Source organism: Faecalicatena orotica (genome assembly GCF_003149245.1).
GTDB lineage: Bacteria > Bacillota > Clostridia > Lachnospirales > Lachnospiraceae > Faecalicatena_A > Faecalicatena_A orotica.
Genome location: NZ_QGDL01000018.1, coordinates 103,016 through 119,825 on the forward strand (window position 1 = coordinate 103,016; position 16,810 = coordinate 119,825).

At 43.1% G+C, this 16,810-nt stretch carries 21 protein-coding genes and 4 pseudogenes; 3 read left to right on the forward strand and 22 right to left on the reverse strand.

The annotated features are described in order from the left end of the window. The 11 genes from A8806_RS23110 to A8806_RS23155 form a co-directional block, all read right to left on the reverse strand. Window positions 1-705, reverse strand: a complete 705-nt coding sequence (locus tag A8806_RS23110) for a LytR/AlgR family response regulator transcription factor (RefSeq protein ID WP_181368844.1) — start codon at window positions 703-705, stop codon at window positions 1-3. Window positions 706-1,006: 301 nt separating this feature from the next. Continuing rightward, on the reverse strand, window positions 1,007-1,981 hold the full coding sequence (locus A8806_RS23115) for an alpha/beta hydrolase (protein WP_109733531.1): 975 nt from the start codon (window positions 1,979-1,981) through the stop codon (window positions 1,007-1,009). Between the two features lie 18 nt (window positions 1,982-1,999). Next, window positions 2,000-3,097 (reverse strand): aldo/keto reductase, encoded by a 1,098-nt coding sequence (locus A8806_RS23120; protein WP_109733532.1) that lies wholly within the window; start codon window positions 3,095-3,097, stop codon window positions 2,000-2,002. Window positions 3,098-3,161: 64 nt separating this feature from the next. Then, window positions 3,162-3,746 carry a sugar O-acetyltransferase gene (locus tag A8806_RS23125; protein WP_181368845.1) on the reverse strand — a complete coding sequence of 195 codons (585 nt, stop codon included), beginning with the start codon at window positions 3,744-3,746 and terminating at the stop codon, window positions 3,162-3,164. 50 nt (window positions 3,747-3,796) lie between these two features. Then, window positions 3,797-4,492, reverse strand: a complete 696-nt coding sequence (locus tag A8806_RS23130) for a response regulator transcription factor (protein WP_109733534.1) — start codon at window positions 4,490-4,492, stop codon at window positions 3,797-3,799. Beyond that, a complete protein-coding gene (locus A8806_RS23135) occupies window positions 4,464-5,981 on the reverse strand; it encodes a HAMP domain-containing sensor histidine kinase (protein WP_109733535.1) in 1,518 nt (505 codons plus the stop codon). The genes A8806_RS23130 and A8806_RS23135 overlap by 29 nt, the downstream gene beginning before the upstream one ends. Window positions 5,982-6,007: 26 nt before the next feature. Then, window positions 6,008-6,160, reverse strand: coding sequence for a hypothetical protein (locus A8806_RS26345; RefSeq protein WP_181368846.1), 153 nt, complete (start codon window positions 6,158-6,160; stop codon window positions 6,008-6,010). 184 nt (window positions 6,161-6,344) lie between these two features. Further along, window positions 6,345-7,115, reverse strand: coding sequence for an SDR family NAD(P)-dependent oxidoreductase (locus tag A8806_RS23140; protein ID WP_109733536.1), 771 nt, complete (start codon window positions 7,113-7,115; stop codon window positions 6,345-6,347). A gap of 158 nt (window positions 7,116-7,273) precedes the next feature. Further along, window positions 7,274-7,795, reverse strand: coding sequence for a flavodoxin family protein (locus tag A8806_RS23145; RefSeq protein WP_109733537.1), 522 nt, complete (start codon window positions 7,793-7,795; stop codon window positions 7,274-7,276). A gap of 18 nt (window positions 7,796-7,813) precedes the next feature. Beyond that, a complete protein-coding gene (locus tag A8806_RS23150) occupies window positions 7,814-8,353 on the reverse strand; it encodes a flavodoxin family protein (RefSeq protein ID WP_109733538.1) in 540 nt (179 codons plus the stop codon). 16 nt (window positions 8,354-8,369) lie between these two features. Continuing rightward, a complete protein-coding gene (locus tag A8806_RS23155) occupies window positions 8,370-8,591 on the reverse strand; it encodes a hypothetical protein (RefSeq protein WP_109733539.1) in 222 nt (73 codons plus the stop codon). Between the two features lie 222 nt (window positions 8,592-8,813). Here A8806_RS23155 and A8806_RS27070 point away from each other — a divergent pair. Beyond that, window positions 8,814-9,374: pseudogene (locus tag A8806_RS27070) on the forward strand (LysR family transcriptional regulator); the annotation flags it as partial. Here A8806_RS27070 and A8806_RS23165 read toward each other — a convergent pair. The 7 genes and pseudogenes from A8806_RS23165 to A8806_RS23195 all read right to left on the reverse strand — a co-directional run. Continuing rightward, a pseudogene (locus A8806_RS23165) lies at window positions 9,358-9,660 on the reverse strand (S-adenosylmethionine synthetase N-terminal domain-containing protein); the annotation flags it as partial. The pseudogenes A8806_RS27070 and A8806_RS23165 sit on opposite strands and share 17 nt — an antisense overlap. A 94-nt stretch (window positions 9,661-9,754) precedes the next feature. Next, the gene (locus tag A8806_RS23170; RefSeq protein WP_109733540.1) at window positions 9,755-9,994 is read right to left on the reverse strand and encodes a permease of phosphate ABC transporter; all 240 of its coding nucleotides are present in this window, start codon (window positions 9,992-9,994) and stop codon (window positions 9,755-9,757) included. 75 nt (window positions 9,995-10,069) lie between these two features. Beyond that, window positions 10,070-10,639, reverse strand: coding sequence for a class B sortase (locus A8806_RS23175; protein WP_242996240.1), 570 nt, complete (start codon window positions 10,637-10,639; stop codon window positions 10,070-10,072). A gap of 186 nt (window positions 10,640-10,825) precedes the next feature. After that, a pseudogene (locus A8806_RS23180) lies at window positions 10,826-11,293 on the reverse strand (MSCRAMM family protein); the annotation flags it as partial. Window positions 11,294-11,297: 4 nt separating this feature from the next. Then, a pseudogene (locus A8806_RS23185) lies at window positions 11,298-11,960 on the reverse strand (ParM/StbA family protein); the annotation flags it as partial. A gap of 157 nt (window positions 11,961-12,117) precedes the next feature. After that, window positions 12,118-12,351, reverse strand: coding sequence for a DUF5720 family protein (locus A8806_RS23190; protein WP_242996244.1), 234 nt, complete (start codon window positions 12,349-12,351; stop codon window positions 12,118-12,120). A 99-nt stretch (window positions 12,352-12,450) separates the two neighbouring features. Continuing rightward, window positions 12,451-12,855 (reverse strand): hypothetical protein, encoded by a 405-nt coding sequence (locus tag A8806_RS23195; protein WP_109733543.1) that lies wholly within the window; start codon window positions 12,853-12,855, stop codon window positions 12,451-12,453. Window positions 12,856-12,973: 118 nt separating this feature from the next. Between A8806_RS23195 and A8806_RS23200 the strand changes: the two genes are divergently transcribed. Next, window positions 12,974-13,210, forward strand: a complete 237-nt coding sequence (locus A8806_RS23200; RefSeq protein WP_109733544.1) for a helix-turn-helix domain-containing protein — start codon at window positions 12,974-12,976, stop codon at window positions 13,208-13,210. Window positions 13,211-13,622: 412 nt separating this feature from the next. Then, the gene (locus A8806_RS23205) at window positions 13,623-13,877 is read left to right on the forward strand and encodes a helix-turn-helix domain-containing protein (protein WP_109733545.1); all 255 of its coding nucleotides are present in this window, start codon (window positions 13,623-13,625) and stop codon (window positions 13,875-13,877) included. 391 nt (window positions 13,878-14,268) lie between these two features. Here the strand turns inward: A8806_RS23205 and A8806_RS23210 are convergent, their stop codons facing one another. The 4 genes from A8806_RS23210 to A8806_RS23225 form a co-directional block, all read right to left on the reverse strand. Then, window positions 14,269-14,679, reverse strand: a complete 411-nt coding sequence (locus A8806_RS23210) for a VOC family protein (RefSeq protein WP_109733546.1) — start codon at window positions 14,677-14,679, stop codon at window positions 14,269-14,271. 76 nt (window positions 14,680-14,755) lie between these two features. After that, window positions 14,756-15,667, reverse strand: a complete 912-nt coding sequence (locus tag A8806_RS23215; RefSeq protein ID WP_109733547.1) for an AraC family transcriptional regulator — start codon at window positions 15,665-15,667, stop codon at window positions 14,756-14,758. Window positions 15,668-15,857: 190 nt separating this feature from the next. Next, window positions 15,858-16,352: a GNAT family N-acetyltransferase gene (locus tag A8806_RS23220; protein ID WP_242996241.1), complete on the reverse strand. Its 495-nt coding sequence runs from the start codon at window positions 16,350-16,352 to the stop codon at window positions 15,858-15,860. 27 nt (window positions 16,353-16,379) lie between these two features. Next, entirely contained in the window at window positions 16,380-16,802 is a 423-nt protein-coding gene (locus A8806_RS23225) for a C-GCAxxG-C-C family protein (RefSeq protein ID WP_109733548.1), read from the reverse strand. Between the last annotated feature and the right edge of the window lie 8 nt (window positions 16,803-16,810).

Here is a 16,810-nt window from a genome sequence, read left to right on the forward strand (position 1 = left end):
TCATAGACCTCCCATAAAGTTGATGTAATCCTGTGTAAACTGTTTTTTTAGCCTTCTGGAGAGCGGCAGTTCCTGTCCGGATGTGAGTGTTACACTGTCTTTCCCAATTCGTTTTATGTAATTGAGATGAACCAAACAGCCAGAATTGCACTCCGAAAAAGGCAGGGATGTAAGCTTCACTTTTATATCTTTCAGGCTTCCCCGCATTTGGGAGCATTCCTGTTTTGTATGGAACACAAGATAATCCCGGTCTTTCTCTATGTACAGGATATCCGACACCGTGATCCGGAAAATCCCCTCTTTATTGCTGATCAGAATATCCTGCTCCCGGTGGCTTTCTATAAAGCGGAATGCTTTTTGAAGCTTCATGGAAAAATTGTAGTAGCTTACTGGTTTCACCATGAAATCAATAGCCTGCACTTCATACCCGTCTATAGCATACTGTGCCAGGCTTGTGATAAAAATAATCCCCACCGCCTGATCCCTGCTGCGTATTTCACGGGCCACCTCAAGCCCATTACTGCCCGGCATCTCGATATCCAGAAAAATAACATCATATTCGCCCTGATATTCTTCCAGAAAGTCAAAGCTTGCATAGAATATTTTTATCTCAAAAGTTAGATTCTGTTCCTGCTGATACTGCTCCAGATAGGAAACGATACGCTGCGCATCCTCTTTTGAATCATCTACCACTGCTATTTTCATTTGTCTGTTCTCCTCTTCTCCAGAGTGTGTTTTAAAAATGCTATCGCTGGTATTGCTATCTGTTTTTATCATAACAAACGTATTTTTAAATAACAAATACTTATATTTGATTGTATTATATAGCTTTTAGTTAGTGATAAAGTCATTGAACATATGCAACATATACAAGTATTTAAAAAGCCAGCCCCCTCAAGGAAGACTGACCCATTTTTTCTAAATATTCATATTATTAAAACCGCGATACTCTTTACAATCTCTCCTTTAAGAGAAAAGACAGAACAGTTTTTGCCTTCTACCTCTGTTATTTCAAATATGTTTGAAAGAATGTGACCATCTTATCAAATGGAATCACATCTGTCCGGTCATATAAATCCGTATGGACTGCCCCCGGAATGATCATAAGTTCCTTGTTATCGCCGCTCAGCTTATCAAAGGCATCTCTACTGAAGTAGCAGGAATGTGCTTTTTCGCCATGAATCAACAGCACTGCACTCCTGATTTCCTGGCTGTACTGTAAAATCGGCATATTAAGGAATGACAGTGAGGATGTGATATTCCAGCCGCCATTTGAATTCAGTGACCTTGCATGATACCCTCTGTCTGTCTTGTAATAATCATAATAGTCTTTTACAAAGAACGGCGCATCATCAGGCAGTGGATCTACCACGCCTCCTGCAAGGGCATATTCCCCATTTTTATAATCCTCAATTCTCTGGGTGTTTAATGCCCTGCGTTTCTCAAATCTTGATTCCTCGCTGTCCTCGGAATCAAAATACCCTTTTGCGTTGACCCTGCTCATATCATACATCGTAGAAGCCACCGTTGCCTTTATTCTGGTATCAATGGCCGCCGCGTTCAGTGCCATCCCACCCCATCCGCAGATACCGATGATACCGATTTTCTCAGGGTCAACATTATCCTGAACAGACAGGAAATCCACTGCCGCCTGAAAATCCTCTGTGTTGATATCCGGTGAGGCCACATATCTGGGAGTTCCACCACTTTCCCCTGTGAAGGATGGGTCAAAAGCAATGGTTATAAATCCCCTTTCCGCCATTGTCTGTGCATACAGCCCGGAAGACTGCTCTTTGACAGCGCCAAACGGTCCGCTTACCGCGATTGCTGCAAGTCTTCCTTCTGCGTTTTTCGGCACGTACATATCTGCCGCCAATGTGATGCCATAACGATTGTGGAAAGTCACTTTGCTGTGCTCTACTTTTTCACTCTGTGGGAATGTTTTATCCCATTCTTTTGTTAATTTTAATTGTTCTTTCATCTTTATAATTCCTTCTTTCTATAAATATTTTTTGAAATAATCTGCAATCTCTTCCATACGGGTTTCCTGCTTCACATGGAAAGGACATCGCAATTCACAATGTCCGCACCTGATGCAGGCATCTGCCTTGACTGGGAGCTTCCTGTAATGCCCCGCCGCCATTTCATCCCCGGCAAGGGCAAGGTCATAATATTTATTGATCAATCCAATATCAAGTCCTCCCGGACATGGCTGACAGTGATTACAATAGACACAGACCCCTTTTGCATCCTGAGGCGTAAATTCCCCAATGACCGAATAGTCCTTTTCTTCCGAAGATGCAGATACATATCGCAATGCAGTCTCAAGGTCCTGCATATTGCGGACGCCAGGCAGCACAGTCATAACCGCCGGGCGGTCCAGAGCATACTGAAAACATTGTTCATGTGTTAATGCTCTTTTGAAAAGGGAAGTTTTTGCATCCAGAAGCTGCCCGCCTGCAAAGGGCTTCATAACTGAAATTCCTACCCCCATCTGCTCACATTCCCGGTACAGTGTGGCACGTTCCTCTACCTCACCAATGGCATAGTCCCCTTTCCGGTAGTCATAAGCTGGATTGATACTGAACATCATCATGTCCACAAGTCCTGTGTCCAGTATCCTGCGGGCGATATCTGGATTGTGGGAGGAAAATCCCAGATGGCGTATGGTGCCTTCCGCCTGTAATGCCTTCATATACGCCCAGATACCACCGTTCATCACCTCATCCAAATCCTCCCTATCATCAATGCAGTGGATAAACCCTACATCTGTGTAATCAGTATTCAAAAGCTTCAATTCCCATGTAAACTGCTCCCTGATGTCATTTAAGTTCCGTGTCCACCCATAATTTCCACCTTTATAGACTGCGCCAAAGTGCATCTGCATCATAATGTTTTCCCTGTAGCCGGCAAATGCCTTTGCATACGCGTAAAACGGCGCTTTTTTCGACGGAGCCATGTCAAAATAATTAATTCCCCTTTGAATGGCTGCCAAGATAACATCCATCATTTCCTGTTCCGTACCACAAAGACTTCCGCTGCCCAGTCCGATCACACTGATTTTCTCTCCTCCATGAGGCAAAGTACGATATTCCATAATTGTCTCCCATCCAGGCTTACAGCCTTAAAATAATGTATCTCTAAGTTTCTTATCCTGTAGATCAGACTCTTTCCTCATCTGAAAGAATCGTCTTTATCACTCTGGCCGGAACACCGCCTGCAACTGTATTTTCCGGTACATCTTTTGTTACAACTGCACCGGCTGCAATGACTGCGCCATCACCAATAGTAATCCCCGGTAAAATAACTGCATTAGCTCCGATCCAGACATCCCTGCCAATATGGATGGGGGCCGGAATGACATCTTTTCTATTTGCAGGATTCAGACTGTGATTCAAAGTGGCAAGGACTACATTGTGGCCAATCTGGGTTCCATCTCCAATAGTGATTCCTCCCTGATCCTGAAATTTACAGCCAGAATTGAGAAATACATGTTTCCCAATGGTTAGATTTTTCCCGCAGTCGGTATAAAAAGGCGGAAACAGATTAAAGGTCTCATCTATGGGTTTTCCAGTCAGCTTTTCCATAAGCCCCCGGATTTCCTCTGGGTTATGATAGCCACCATTTAATTCTGCTGTCAGCCTTAACGCCTCCTGAGAAAGCATATGCATACATTTACGCGCTTCCGCGTCAATGCTTATGGTCTGTCCGCTTTTCATTTCTTCTATAAACTCCTTTATTTCCATTATTTCCTCCAATATTAATACAATAAATTCCTCATGCTCCTATCCCTTGATCAATTGATCCGGAAACGGTATCCGGCTCCCCAGACCGTTTCAATAAACTGGGTCTCTGAATCATTTTTGCCAAGTTTATCCCGAAGACGGTTTATGTGCACCGTAACTGTAGCTACATCTCCAAGAGAATCCATCCCCCAGACCCGGTCAAACAGGGTGTCCTTTGAAAAGACAATATTGGGGTTCTCTGCCAGAAAAAGCAGGAGTTCAAATTCTTTATTTACAAGAACAACCTCTTTTCCATCCAGATAGACCATTCTGGATTTCGGAAGAATCGTGAGATTGTGATACGTGATTTCCGTCTCCTCTTTTTCTTCCTGAGACTCTAGGAGCAGGTTATGGATATGAATATGAGATTTGACCCGGGCAACCAGTTCCGCCGGACTAAAGGGTTTTACCAGATAATCGTCTGCCCCAAGGCCTAAGCCACGGATTTTATCAATGTCTTCTTTTTTTGCGGTCACCATGATAATGGGAAGGCGCAGAGAACGCCGCAGCTCCCGACATACTTCAAATCCGTTTTTTCCCGGAAGCATCACATCCAGCAAAACGGCGTCATGTAATCCTGTTTTCGCCTTTTTCTCTCCTTCCAGACCATCAGAAGCGATTTCTGTCTCGTACCCATTGGCTTCCAGATAATCCCGCTCAAGTTCCGCAATCAATTCATCATCTTCTACAATCAGTATTTTTTCCATCTATTTCCTCCCCGGCAATCGGCAGATGGATGATGATTGCAAGTCCTTCTCTGTTTTCCGCCTGAACTTTTCCTCCGTGGCCAAGAATAATCTCTTTGACTACGGCGAGTCCAATGCCGCTTCCTTTTTCAGACTGGGTCCTTGCGTCATCCACCCGGTAAAAACTGTCAAATATCTGTTCCAGACTTCCTTCCGGCACGCCCGGGCCGTCATCTTTAAATACCAGTTCGATATCCGTACCCATTAAGGTGCGTTTCAGCGATATCTCAATATGTGATCTTTCCGAAGTCCGGTACTTCACTGTGTTTGTAAACAGATTGTCAAACACACGTTTTAACTCCTCCCTGTCAATCCGAACAGGATAAGTCTCTTTTCCATATACAAATGCAATCGTTACCTGATTCTGTTCTGCGTCATGTATGCAGGTTTCCAGATACTGCCCCACAAATTCTTTGAAATCTGTTTCCTCCATATGATAACGGAAACCGTTGTCCAGCCTGCTGTATTCCGAGAGACTCTCCACAAGGCTCACTAGATTCCCTGTTCTTGTCTTGATTGCCTGTAAATAACGCATCCTTTTTTCCGGAGTATTTGCAATCCCGTCCATCAGCCCATCCAGATATCCGCTAATGGAGGTCAGTGGGGTTCTCAGATCGTGGGAAATCCCTGTGACAAGATCCCTCCTGCGCTTTTCGTCTCTCAGGCGCTGCTCTACAGATTCTTTTAGATAGGCGCGCATCTCATCAAAATCCCTGCACACTTCTCCGAACTCATCCTTTTTCTGGTATTCCATTTTTCTATCCAGATTTCCCTCCCGGATTTCCTTTGTTCCTATGCTCAGCCGTTTCAGGGGCTTCAGGATGCTTCTGGAAATCCACCAGGAAGTAATCCCATTTACACATACCGTAAGAACCACGAAAAAAAGAATGAATCCAAAGAGATACCGTAAAATATAGTTCTTCAGATAATTCACCACGGTTCCGTCCGTCTGCTGCCTGTGGACAGCCGTGATGCAGAAGGCCTTCTCCCCGTGGTAAAAGGTATTTTTAATCACAGACACCTCATGCCTGCTGGCAGTCAGGGATTTGGCCGTATCGATTGCATCTCCGGCCACAGACCGGGCAGCCTGCATGTCTTCTTCAGTAAGGTTGGTATAAATAAGCTTTTCATTTTTTGTGATCATAAACTGATAGCCCATCCCGGACAATTTATTCTCCAGATGGTACATTTCATCGCTTTTTCTGATTTCCCCGGCATCATCCGTATGCTCTCCCTGACCCCAGTTATTTTCCCACAGTTCTTTCTGATAGGTATAGATCATGCTTTGGGCAAACTGTATGCCGTTCTCATCACTGTACATGGCTTCCAGCGTATACCAGAAACTGCCCAGAGATGTGTGCAGACATACATTTATTACGATAGCCGTAAACAGTATTGGAATTAGAACCATCATTATATTGGACAGCCTGATCTTTTTCTTAATCGTCAATGCTATATTCCCCTTTATCCCTGCTTCTACTGGACCCGGTATCCTGTATCAAGAAAAGTATGGACTTTTTCCCAATACTCTTCTTTGGTTCTGGCCACTATCTTTTCAAAACCTGATATTTGTTTCAATGACAGAACCTTCCTGGTCATGGAAACCCATAAGATTAAGTCTTTTTTCACAGACGATATCCCTCCTGTCCGTTTTTCTTGTATTAAAAATCCACAGGCGACCGCCAAATGTAAAAACATTTATATACTTGCTGCCGCCTTGAAAATACACATTATCATACACGGATAAAAGATTTCTCACAGAAAGATAAACAATTTATAAACTAGCCTTTTCCATCATGACTTTTTTCCTTTCTTATAGAAACGCTCCATTGCAAACCTGGAGCACCTGTCCTTTTACCGCTCTTCCCATCTTGCTCGCAAGGTACAAACAGGCATATGCCTGATCTATGGCATCACATTCCGGACCTGGGAAATACACGTAATGGCCGCTGTATTTGAGCATCTCATTGCCCCCAGGCTGTTCTCCCGCCTTATTGGCAAGATGAGCCGGTGTGATGGTTGCTCCGGGCGCAACGGCGTTGCACCGGATGTTGGTATCCACAAGCCGCATAGCTACATTTTTCGTCAGCGTGTTCAATGCGCCTTTCGTGGAAGTATAGGTAGCCCCGCAGAAAGGTCTGTCTCCGTTTACAGAGGATATATTGATAATGACCCCTTCGTTTTTAGGCATAAATATTTTCAATGCCTCTCTGATATACCGCATGGGTCCTCCCAGATTTGTATTCATCACCTGCATCATCCATTCGTCATCCGTTTCATCAATCATTTTCTGCTCCCCGATTCCCGCATTGTTGATCAGGATATCCAGATCACCGAATGCTGCCAGTGTTTCCTGCATCACTCTCTTTGTATCTTCCGCAGAACAGGTATCCGCCACAACGCCAATGGCTTTCCCGCCTTTTTCACGGATTCCGTTCACTACCTGATCCAGTTTCTCTTTTCCTCTGGCTGTCAGTACAACACTGGCCCCTTCTTCTGCAAACAGTTCTGCCATTGTCTGCCCCATTCCATAACTCGCCCCTGTGATAATTGCTACTTTTCCTTCTAACATCTTTGCATCCATAGTTAATAATCTCCTTTTCTATACCTTATGACGCAGCACTTGCTGCTACATGAATTACGGGATACCCTGTGGGTATACTTTATGTGACACACTCGCTGTGTCATAGATTGCGGGATGCCCTTTTGGGTATACACTTTGTTTACATATTGCTTGAACCATTACCGCAGACTCTTACCAAAATTCTTTAATTCATCCAGCTTTTCTTCTGACTGGTTTTGTTTATCAAAAGCTGTAAAAATTCCCATATCCTCTAATTTTAAATACTCCAGAAAAGATTTTTGATACTCGTAAACAGCGCCCTCGTACACATCATCACTGCCGGAACTGAGTATCAAAGCTGCTTTCTTTAAATGGTCCGGTCTGTCTAACGCATAAATTCGGTTGATGGCACATTGAAGCTGTCCTGTAAAACTGTGATAATAAACCGGGGATGCCAGTACGATCATCTCCGCCTCATTAAGTACCGGATAAATCTCCTGCATGTCATCCTGTTGTATGCAGGTTTTATGTCCTTTTGTGTGGCAGTATTCGCAAGCCAGACATCCGGAAATCTGTTTACTGGGTATATTGACCACTGTTATATCGTGGCCGTTTTCTTCAGCGCCTTTCACAAAGGCGTTTACCATAGCAGCCGTATTTCCCTTTGGGCGTGGGCTTCCATTCAGAACTAATATTTTCATATCCGTTACCTCCTATCCCTACATTTCTTTTCCCATTTGATATGCTCTTTCAAGTGCAGGATGGTTCTCAATCTCTCCTGCCTGATCCACTCCACCCGCAAAAACATTTCCAGCAAGCTGTGCTTTTTCAAAACAGGATATCCATCCCTGAATACCTGTAAGTGCGCCATTTATGGCATGTTCATCTTCATCGGCTGCTGTCGCTAACAGATAGACATCCCGGAACCGGTAATCCAAAAAATACAGTGGATTTGCCCGGTCGAGCATGGTCTTCATCTGTCCGCTCATCCCGTAATAATAGATGGGTGTGGCAAATACAAGAACATCGGCTGACAGCATTTTTCGGGCAATTTCATCCCCATCATCTTTGATCGCACATCCGCCTGTTTTCTGACAGGCAAGGCAGCCCCTGCAGAAAGCAATCTCCTTATCCCGGATACATACTTTTTCCACATGATTGCCGGCTTCCTTTGCCCCGCATATAAGCTTATCAGCCAGAAGTTCTGAATTGCTTCCTTTACGCAGGCTGGCTGTAATAACTAAAATATTTTTTTCCATCTTTCTTCCTTCTTTCTTATTTTTTTATCTGGTATACTAAATAATCCAGACAGTAAATCTTCTTCTCTTCCTTATGCACTACGTTTAATAACTCTTTTCTGTGTTTTTCCAACAATGCAAGCTGCTCCTCCTTCTTGTTGCTGTCTAAGTATAAAAGAAAATCTTTAATGATATTCGGACTGCACCCCGCATCTTTTAAGTTTTGAATGACCGCTTCTCTGGATTCTAAATACATCATTTACTTCATTCCATCCTCCTGATTTTTTATCTGCATGCTTTAAGGACACTTTTGAAGGTTTCCAATGCATTGTCATCTCTTTGAAAACAGTATAAATCCCGTTATTAAAAATAACAAATACTTATATTTAATTCATTTGTATAATTGAAACCTATTGTATTTTGTGATAAACTACTGTCAGATAGATACGAAACAACAAATACAAATCAAGGAGGAAGTCAAATGGAATTACGGGTTCTCCATTATTTTCTTGCGGTCGCAAGAGAACAAAGCATTATACGGGCTGCGGAATCCCTTCATCTTTCCCAGCCCACACTTTCCACCCAGATAAAAAATATGGAGGAAGAACTGGGCAAATAGTTATTGATCCGCGGTACAAAAGGATCGCGGAAGGTAACATTAACGGAAGAGGGGATGATTTTACGGAAACGTGCAGAAGAGATTCTCGATCTGGTAGCGAAAACAGAAAAGGAAATCACTCTCACCAATGATATTATTCTGGGAGACATTTATATCGGAACAGGAGAGACCGATGCCGTGAGAATTTTAGCAAAAGCTGCAAAAAGTCTGCAGAACACCTGCCCCGGAATCCATTATCATATTTCCAGCGGAAACTCCACCTTTGTAAAAGAACGACTGGATAAAGGTCGGCTGGATTTTGGAATTGTATTTGGAACCGTAGATTTAACGAAATACAACGCGTTGAAAATACCCGCTAAAGACATCTGGGGGGTTCTCATGCGTAAAGATTCGCCGCTTGCACAGAACAGGACACCGCCTTGGCAATGTCTGGACTCTGTCTGTGTACTAACGCGTCCAAGTGGATACCATCTGCGGAATATCCTATATCCCCCAGAACCTTGCGGACAATGTCAAACACATCGGGTTCATATTGGCTTGTGATTTCCCCCGCCACAAGGATGTTACCCTGTGTGGCAAGTACCTCGTATGCTACATGGGAATTTTTATCCTCCCTCAGACAGGCATCCAGAATGCTGTCTGCGATGATATCGCACAGTTTATCCGGATGCCCTTCTGTTACGGCTTCTGCTGTATAAAATCGTTTCATTAACATACCCCTTCTTTCTGTAAAAAAATAGCAGGATGTACTCTTTTTACAGAGTGCATCCTACACCTAAAATCGTTTCTATTCTATTTTCCTGTCAGCTGTTTTTCTCAGGACAAAATGTTTTGGCTGCTATCTTAACAAACTTCACCATCAGTGGAATGTATGTGGCTACAAATATGATCCCGGCCACGAGGAATGGATATTTCCTTTTTTCCTTCGGTATGAGCAGGCCTATCATAATCCCCATCGCACATAAACAGAGCTTGAGCAATGCCAGGTCCTTCCAATCGCTGTCTCTTACATATTGGTTCGCACATTCAAATATTTTTTTCATGACCGGATACCTCCTATTTTCTGTAAGTTTTCTACTTTTATATTATCACAGAAACGGATAAGAATCATTATATTTTCAAGAGATATTCTCGCTGATAGATTTGTCTTTCCTCACTGCCACAATTACAGTTCTAGCATTATCCCACTCATAAGAGCAGGTGACAAGTGTCAGTACATGTTCCGAAACGTCTCCAATATCCTCAGTCTCGAACAGTCCAAGGCTTTTGGCCTGCCTTACATATTCCCTTACCCCACTTTCTCCGTCAAACGCTGCCTTCTGGAACGGAAACATGGACACGTCTGCTTTCATTACAGACAAAATCTCATATTCTGAGATTCCAGACAGGGTCTGAAAAAAGACACGTTTGTGCTCCCTCCAGTAATCCCGGGAAGTGAATTGATCCAGCGTTCCAAACATAGAACCGGAATTCATATTGTGACCGTAGATGATTAGGTTCTGCCCCTCCGGCACAGCACAGTTCCACTGCAAAAATAGGCTGCCGTTTTCATCCCATTCTCCCTTGTAATTGCGTTTCAGATAGTATACCTGATCCTCTTCCCCGCTTTGGAGAACAGGGTAGTCGATGCCAGTTCCGGGAATAGTGAGCCATCCCTGAATATCCGGGTACTGTGCCTGCATTGCCATGAGGTCAACGGTTGGAACCTCACTTTTTTTCCCAGCCTGGTGTCTTCCGGAGATGGTTCCTCCGGGAATTTCTCTTTGAGCTGCTCTGCCGTCTGCCGGTTTTGTTCCGGCTCGATGACCATTTCCTTTAGAAGGACTCCTGCGCTAACAATGCAGATAAGAAACAACACTGCCTGCAGGAAAACGCTATTTCTCTTTCTTTTCATCCGTCTGTATCACATCTTCCTGATGTTTCCCTTCTCGTATTCTGATCACGGCCAGTGCTGTAGCAGACAACGCACAGATTATCACCAGCGCAATCAGTTTCCAGGGATTCTCTCCTGTCTTGGGAACAGAGGCAGCCGGGGTTTCCGGTTTCTTTTTATCCTTCATCTCCACTTTCTGTACTTTTGCAGTGTCCTCCAGTGTAAATTTCACATCTTCCGCTATTTCATAACCATCCGGCGCTGTGATTTCACGCAGGGTCAGTTCTACGCCCACTGGAAGCTTTTCTATCTTATGCGGTTTCCCATCGGTTACCCACTCTTCCAGAATATTACCATCTTTATCAAGAACCTGAAGCTTTGCTCCTTCCAGCTCTTTCCCGGTTGTGAGATCTGTTTTGGATATCTCCACTTTGGAATATTCATCCTTCATCTCTACCTCCGGAATACTTCTCCATACTGCAGGGGTTCCCTCCCAGGACACGCTCAATCTGAACATCCGTTACAGACAGTCCTGTCCGTCTTCGTACCTGCTCCATGATCTCGTCAATGCACCGTATGACACCCAGTTCCAGGCTGCGGCATGTGCCTGCATTGGGAACAGCGTTATCCAGCCGCATCAGATCCACCGTCCATCCCCCTACATCGATCAAAAGCACAGAAGGCTCTCCATTTATAAACTCCGGGTACAATGCCAGGGCAGAATATCCCTGAGGGAACAGTTTTACATCTTCTATCTGAATTTCATAACCTTCATTTTCATAGCGGAAACGGAGTGGCTGTTCTTTGCGGAACAGATATTCCCGGAACGGCTGTTTCTCCCTGCCGAAGCTGGCAAGCGGAAGACCGGCTGCGAGGACAACTCTGGTCTTCTTTTCTGTTTTCCGGTACCGGATTTCCTGTGCGATTGCTGCCATAGTCAACAGGTAATAATTGTCATTGGCGGTCTTATCCTTCATTAGCGTCTGCCGTCCCGTGCCGCAGACATAATATGTTCCCTGAAACTGCAAGACATTCTGCATCGTATACGGCTCATAATCATAAGCGGTAAGCCCTGTTGGGAAACACACGTGGGAGCTCTTCATAGCATAATATCCATGATCTATTCCAATAATAATTGTTATCACATCCTTTCTGTCATTTTGGGTTTGGAAAAATTTTCCCTCCTCTCAAAGCACTCCCCAGTTCCTATTGCCTTTTAGTAAATTTCGTGCTGGGGGAGGCCTCTTTCTTTTTTCCCAGTTGGTAGGGTCTTGTAAGTGCTGGTTCGATGCATTATGAACCTGGAACGGGTAAATAGTGGAGAAACTCCCCACATCTCTCTGCATGTTTCTTGATTTGAATACTTCCATGTTTATTCAGCATCAACATGTTTTGGTATTCCACCTCTGTCAGGAACCGTCTATGGTACTCACCTTTTCTTCCCAGAGCAGGCTGATCCTCTATAATTAAGAAACTCGACCATATGAGCTGTGTCTTCCCGAAACCGTTTTTGACAGAGTATTCCATCTCCTTCAAATTTATCACCTCCTCCCGAATCCCCAACAAAAAACAGGCATCACACTTGGTTTCTAACCATGTGCCTGCCTGTTTCACTACTTACATTTATCAGTCTTCAGAGTTTTCTTCCTCGTATTCCAATCCATTTTCTTCACAGATTTTTTCCACATAATGTGCCAGCCAATCCTGCAGTTCCTCCGTTGGCGCATTGTTACAGAAATCATGAAGCCACATATCATGCAGCCTGTACCCGGGATCTTGATCAGGGCTTTTCAGTTCATCAGGATAATCGTCATTGATGAGTTGTATCAGTGCATTAAATTGATCTTTGAACTGGCCTACATATTTATTCCAGATTTCCAGGTTGTAATAAGTAAAGCCCAGGAAGTCCGTCAGATAAGTCAGTCTGTCAAAGTCCATGAAAGTCATCCTCTCATTTTCTGTTAAGATTGCTTCATCTTTATAACCACATAAATACAGAAATGCAAACCGTTCCATATCCACCTGCTGCATATTTTCCTCCCTGCTGTAAATAATTCGTTATTACGAAACATTATAGAAAATAAAACCAGTAAAATCAATACTAAAGTTTCCTTATTGCGAAACATTTTTCTTATAAAGGGGTTATATTATGCAGAAAATAAGACCGGACATGGATATCGGACAAAATATCCAAGCCATACGTTACCAGTGCAAACTGACACAAGATGATGTAATCGCAAAACTGGGCGTAATGGGCATCGAGATTTCAAAAAGCACATATGCAAAGTTGGAAACAAATCGCATGAATATCAAAGTCAGCGAGCTGGTCGCTCTTTCCAAAATTTTTGATACCGACATCAATGCCTTCTTCCGTGGTCTGCTATAAAAAATTTGACTCAATACTTTGACTGCAGTTGATACTTGTCTGCTTTCTCCAAGAGACTGTACATTTTATACCAGTTGGCTGCTACTATTCTTTACATTTGAATCTCTTTTGACGTAGCACTTCTATGGGTATTAATTACATCCTCATTGCCCATACTATAAAGGATCATTTTCAAATTTATTTGTGTTCTCGGCTCTTTCACAATATTATCCCTATAACTCTTCTCCATTTATCTGTTAGGCTTGTTCACTATATCTCATATCTTCAACTCCCTTCATCCGTTATTTTTCTCCTGCTTGGCTTTTTGTCTCACTTTTACAACCGATTCTACAATCTTTTCCGTGTAAAATCAATAGAAAAGTGCAAAAAGTGAGACAAGATTTTTTTGGAATATTGCAGGAAAGGATGGATTATGCCAAAACCACGTACAAAAACGGGTGAAAAGAATCTGATCAGCCAGCGTCTGATTGAGCTCCGTAGGGAGAAGGGTCTTTCCCAGAGGGATTTAGCTGAAAAACTACAGTTGGCAGGCTATGATATGGACAAAAATGTGATTACCAGAATTGAGACAAATAAAAGGTATGTTACGGATTTGGAACTGAAAGCCCTCAATGAAATTTTCGGTGTATCCTATGAATACCTGATTGATGGCAGAAATAGAGACTAAGCCTTCTAACTGCCTAATCCCTGCTTCATCAATAACTTATGCTGTATCACACTATATACGTTAATCTTTAGTAATACATTAATAGAAATTACCAAATATTCATCTGCAAAAATTAAGCACTACTAATATAGCATTAAAATCTCTGTATTTAAAAAGAAATTGAATATTACTTTTCTACTGTATTTCTAATATTAAAGTAGCAGAAAATCCGATCACTATGGGATTCTCTGCTACGCTTGAAGACAATGTAAAGTTAACTTTATTATTTATATTATCCTTCAAATTTCATCTTACGCTCTGTTAAGTACACTTTATCCACTAAAACTGCCTTTTTCCAAGAACGTGTGTATTTAAAATAATTCGCCAAGCTGGAATTTGTAGAATTTCTAGCCTATGTTTCACTTGTACTTCCAATTTCAAGCAAATTCCCCTCTGGGTCAGCTATATAAAAATTGCGGATACCGAAAGGATAGGTGATGGGTTCTCCCGTAGGAAACTGCACACCCAGCTTTGACAGACGCTCATACTCCAAATCTACCTCAGCAAAATTGGATAGCCAAAGGGCGATTTCAAATGTCTGATTGATACCCTTTGGAAGTACATAGTCTTCTCCTATTGCCTTTACAAATTCTTTCCTGCTATACATAAATAAGGACAGTTCTCCACTTGCAGTTTCAAAATCCGCAAAAGGTCCACCACTCCATTGAGTTTGAAAGCCTAGTGTATCTCTATAAAATCGAACCATATTTTCTATGTCACCGACCAGCAGACTCACACCGATACGTACATCTTTACCGTTCATTATCAATACCTCCTCCACAAATTCTAATTCGTCAACTTCAGATAATGCCTATTAAGTTTACCTTTGATTTGTAAAATTAACCAGTAGATTCAGATACGGGCATCCATAGCTCCATGTAGACAGCATCCGGCAAGCTGTTGTAATACATTTCAGGAGAGTATTCATCCATAGTTAAGCCGTGCTTTTCAAGCCACAGTCTGCAGTACTTAACAGCTTTGTTGATTGCCACCGTTACAAGCTGCTCAAAATTTTCTGCTTCAAACCCACAGACAACATACTCCCTCGCAGGAAGCTCCCATTTAACAAAATGGCTGGCTTCCGCTCCCTGTTCTACTTCTGACCCGGCAAAATAGGTGAAGTATCCCTCCGGCACATCTCCCAGATAGGCAACACCAATCTCACGTCCACCTTTTACCCGTGGGATACCGTGTTTTTCACGGTGTAATCTTTGCCAGACCTCTCCGGGCATGTCTACGCCGGTCGCTTCACCAAGCGGTATTTGTCCGTCAATGGGGATGATTCCTGTCACACCCATAAACAAGACTGGTTGTTCCAGTGTTTTGCGGTTAAACTCCAATACAAGACCATCACTGATGAGGGGGACGCCTTCATCAATCATAACGTAGTGGAGCAGCAGATCGGGCTTATCAAACTGGTTAAGCATCACCGGATGCTCCCGATATGACTCCGGTGTCATGCCGTAGGCTTCCTTGAAAGCTCTGGTAAAGGTCTCATGGTTTTTAAAGCCACAGTCCAAAGCGATGTCTAAAATGCGGGTTTTCTTACTTTCAAGCGACTGACAGGCGCGAGCCAAGCGGCGCAGCTTGATGTATTCCCGCACAGGCTTCCTGACAAGGCGGGAAAAGAGTCTCTGATAATAAAATAGCGACAGTGCGGCTTCGTTCGCAAGCCACTCAATTTCAAATTCTTCGCTGATATTCGTTTCAATATAATCCAGCGTTTTTTGTATTGCTTCCCATGCGTACATGATATGCACCTCCTTTATTGACATCATATCACGAGAAGAAGCATCTTCGCTTGACCTGCTCTGCCCTTTATGAATTTGTTCATCTTACCCATCAAAGCTAATATAAATAATCTACAACCACTCCTTTTTTTGCATAATTGTCTTTTCATACTAATTTCGATTTATCGAACAATTGGCCCTTGCTTACCGCTTAAGGCAAAAGTTTTACATAGATTTCTTTTTCCGTGTCAAGCACAAAGCCGCAAGACAGCAGCAAGCCGCAGGATGCCTTGTTTTCCGGCTCCGGCTGCACCACAATTCTTTTAGCGTCAGGGTGGAAGGCAATCCTGTCTGTTAAGTCCGTCACAATCATTTTGCCAAAGCCATTGCGGAGGCAGTCGAATTCCCCAATCATATAGTCAATACTGTAAGACCCACCCAACGCTGTGTAGCCTCCCCAGAGCTCATCGCTGTCTTTGCAGGCGTAATACTGGCAAAAACCGATAGGCTGACCTTCATGCTCCACAATAAAGTGGTGAATCCAGCAAAACTCGCCGTCCTGCTCCTCAACTTCATGGATCCAATCCAGTGGATCGTGGTACCACCTGGCAACGTGTGGCGTATACAGCCATTTCTTGAAAACGGGCAAATCCGTCTGTTCCATTTTTCTAAGTTGTATCATATCTTCCTTCACAACCTTTCTCATCTTGTCTTACTCTGTTGTACGCCTTCATTACAAAGTTTCGGTAGCTTCCTGATTTTTTATAAAATCATATGCAAAAGATACTGCTTCACACGTAAGGTTTTCGCACATATGCGGTGGGTCGTTATCTGTAAAACCATTAGGGCGCAAATGGTAACAGCTTAACGAACCAAACCGTTGCGTAAACGCTTCTGCAAAATTGTAGCAAACAGACACAATCGTTTCCTCATTTTCTCCAAGCTGACTATAATAAATCCCTATAAACATTAAGCCACCCTCAACCAACCCACATTGTGCCCTGAATCCTCCTGCACCATGTAAACCAATAGCTGATAGGAGTGTTTGTGAATTATATTCAATATTAAAGAGTTTTCCCAAGCAAATTAAGATAGTTCTTGCGCAATTTATATCGTTATTCCAATATAGCTCATGTACTTTCTCTTTTATATTCATTTTACACG